The sequence below is a fragment of the Bradyrhizobium sp. PRIMUS42 genome, from assembly GCF_023006515.1.
In the GTDB taxonomy this organism is placed as follows: Bacteria; Pseudomonadota; Alphaproteobacteria; order Rhizobiales; family Xanthobacteraceae; genus Bradyrhizobium.
In genome coordinates this window covers 1-2747 of the sequence record NZ_JALBGZ010000782.1, presented here as the reverse complement: position 1 = coordinate 2747, position 2747 = coordinate 1, and the positions used below count along the sequence as shown (strand labels likewise).

3 protein-coding genes are annotated in these 2747 nt (G+C 63.8%); 1 reads left to right on the top strand and 2 read right to left on the bottom strand.

Translation table 11 applies throughout. The features are described from left to right. On the bottom strand, positions 1 to 217 hold a 217-nt coding region (locus MOV75_RS33540), incomplete at its 3' end, for a DUF3455 domain-containing protein (protein WP_247007475.1). Between the two features lie 152 nt (positions 218 to 369). Beyond that, on the bottom strand, positions 370 to 1584 hold the full coding sequence (locus MOV75_RS33535; RefSeq protein ID WP_246931798.1) for an NADP-dependent isocitrate dehydrogenase: 1215 nt from the start codon (positions 1582 to 1584) through the stop codon (positions 370 to 372). A gap of 337 nt (positions 1585 to 1921) precedes the next feature. Here MOV75_RS33535 and MOV75_RS33530 point away from each other — a divergent pair. Continuing rightward, the coding region (locus MOV75_RS33530; protein ID WP_247007474.1) for an RNA methyltransferase at positions 1922 to 2747 on the top strand (826 nt) is incomplete at its 3' end.

The following is a 2747-nucleotide window of genomic DNA, read 5'->3' as shown; positions in this document are numbered from 1 at the left end:
CGTCCGAGAGCAGCGTCGCGATCGGCTCGCGGAAGGCCCAGGCGAGCTTGCCGTCGGTGCCGGCCTTGCACTCATAGACCTGCGCGCCCTCGGCGTGGACGCTGAGCACGACGCTCTCGCCCGCTGCGGCGATGGCGTCGGGGAGGGGGTCTGCTGCGAATGCGGAGGTGCTGGTGAGTGCGAAGGCCGCAAAGGCGAGGCTCTTGAAGGCCTGCATGAGATGTCCTCGATCTCTCGTCTCGTCATTGCGAGGAGCGCGCGACAAAATTGCAAGGCAATTTTGCGCTGGTGCGACGAAGCAATCCAGTCTGCCTCCGTGGAGGGATTCTGGATTGCTTCGCTTACGCTCGCAATGACGTGGCTGGCAGCTTACGCCGCCAGCTCCTTGGTCAGGTTCTCGGCGACCTTGTCGAGGAAGCCGGTGGTCGAGAGCCAGCGCTGGTCGGCGCCGACCAGCAGCGCGAGGTCCTTGGTCATGTAGCCGGCCTCGACGGTGTCGACGCAGACCTTCTCCAGCGTGTTCGCGAACTTGGCGAGCTCGGCATTGTTGTCGAGCTTGGCGCGGTGGGCGAGGCCACGGGTCCAGGCGAAGATCGAGGCGATCGAGTTGGTCGAGGTCTCCTTGCCCTTCTGGTGCTCGCGGTAGTGGCGGGTCACCGTGCCGTGGGCAGCTTCGGCTTCCACGGTCTTGCCGTCGGGAGTGAGGAGAACCGAGGTCATCAGGCCGAGCGAGCCGTAGCCCTGCGCGACCGTGTCGGACTGCACGTCGCCGTCGTAGTTCTTACAGGCCCAGACATAGCCGCCGGACCATTTCAGCGCCGAGGCCACCATGTCGTCGATCAGGCGGTGCTCGTAGGTCAGGCCCTTGGCCTCGAATTCCTTCTTGAACTCGCGGTCGTAGATGTCCTGGAAGATGTCCTTGAAGCGGCCGTCATAGACCTTCAGAATCGTGTTCTTGGTCGAGAGATAGACCGGGTAGTTGCGCAGCAGGCCGTAGTTCAGCGAGGCGCGGGCGAAGTCGATGATGGAGTCGTCGAGATTGTACATCTCCATGGCGACGCCGGCGCCCGGAGCCTTGAACACTTCCTTCTCGATCACGGTGCCGTCCTCGCCGACGAACTTCATCGAGAGGGTGCCCTTGCCGGGGAACTTGAAATCGGTGGCGCGGTACTGGTCGCCATAGGCGTGGCGGCCGATGATGATCGGCTTGGTCCAGCCGGGAACCAGGCGCGGCACGTTCTTGCAGATGATCGGCTCGCGGAAGATCACCCCGCCGAGGATGTTGCGGATGGTGCCGTTCGGCGACTTCCACATCTGCTTGAGGTTGAACTCCTTCACCCGGGCTTCATCAGGGGTGATGGTGGCGCACTTGACGCCGACGCCGACCTTCTTGATGGCTTCGGCGGCGTCGATGGTGACCTGATCGTTGGTGTGGTCGCGGTATTCCATGCCCAGGTCGAAATAGAGCAGCTCGACATCGAGGTACGGGTTGATCAGCTTGTCCTTGATGTACTGCCAGATGATCCGGGTCATCTCGTCGCCATCGAGTTCGACGACGGGATTGGATACCTTGATTTTTGCCATGATCGGGGAAGCCTCTTGGAACGGCGCTTTTGGTGCGCCACGGGAATATCCGCCGCCTCTTAGCACCCGGACGCGGCGGGCGAAAGCCAAGGGATTATGCACTTTTAGCTCATCCAGCTTGCCCAGATGGGGGGCGGCAGCCGGCCTTCGGCCGGGCCCCCGGGGCACGTTCCAGGTGAGATTCAAAAACCGAATCCAACCCGTTATTTCCCTTGAGAATTTTGTCAGGACAGGCAAACGACAGGCGAGCGGGACGACCGTCCGGAAGGGGCGGCTTGAATCAATTCCTAAGGCGGCCTTGCCAAGGCCTTGAGAACCAGTGTGAAAGCGAAATCAGATGTCGGGGACTGACAAGAGCAAGGCGGGTTTGTCCCTCGACGGTCCCATCGTCATCCTGGTCGAGCCGCAGCTCGGTGAAAACATCGGCATGGCCGCGCGCGCCATGGGCAATTTTGCGCTTGGCGCCTTGCGCATCGTCAACCCCCGGGACGGCTGGCCCAACATCGCCGCCCAGCGCGCCGCGGCCGGCGCCGACCACATTCTGGAAAAGGTCGAATTGTTCGACACGGTGGAGCAGGCCGTCGCCGACCTCGACCTGCTGTTCGCCACCACGGCTCGCCCTCACGACCAGGCCAAGCCCGTGGTCGGGCCGGAGGCCGCGGCTAGCGAGATCGCCGGGCATGTCGCGACCGGCGGCAAGGCTGGCATCCTGTTCGGCCGCGAGCGCTGGGGGCTGACCAACGAGGAGGTGGGGCTCTCCAACCGCATCATCACCTTCCCGGTCAATCCGGGCTTCGCCTCGCTCAACCTCGCCCAGGCGGTGCTGCTGGTCGGCTATGAATGGTTCAAGCGGGCCACGTCAGGCGAGCTGCCGCACGCCATGCCGGAGCGCTCCGAGCGCGCCTCGCAGCACCAGATGCAGGCCTTCTTCGACAATCTCATCCGCGAGCTCGACAAGGTGGAATTCCTGCGCCCGGCCGAGAAGCGCGACACCATGCTGGTGAACCTGCGCAACATCTTCAGCCGGATGGAGCCGACCAAGCAGGACATGCACACGCTCCATGGAGTCGTCATGGCGATCGCCGAAGGGCGCAAGGGTCCGGCCAAGGGCGGCGTGCTCGACGGCGAGCAGGCCACGCGCCTGCGCGCGCTGCTGGCCGAGC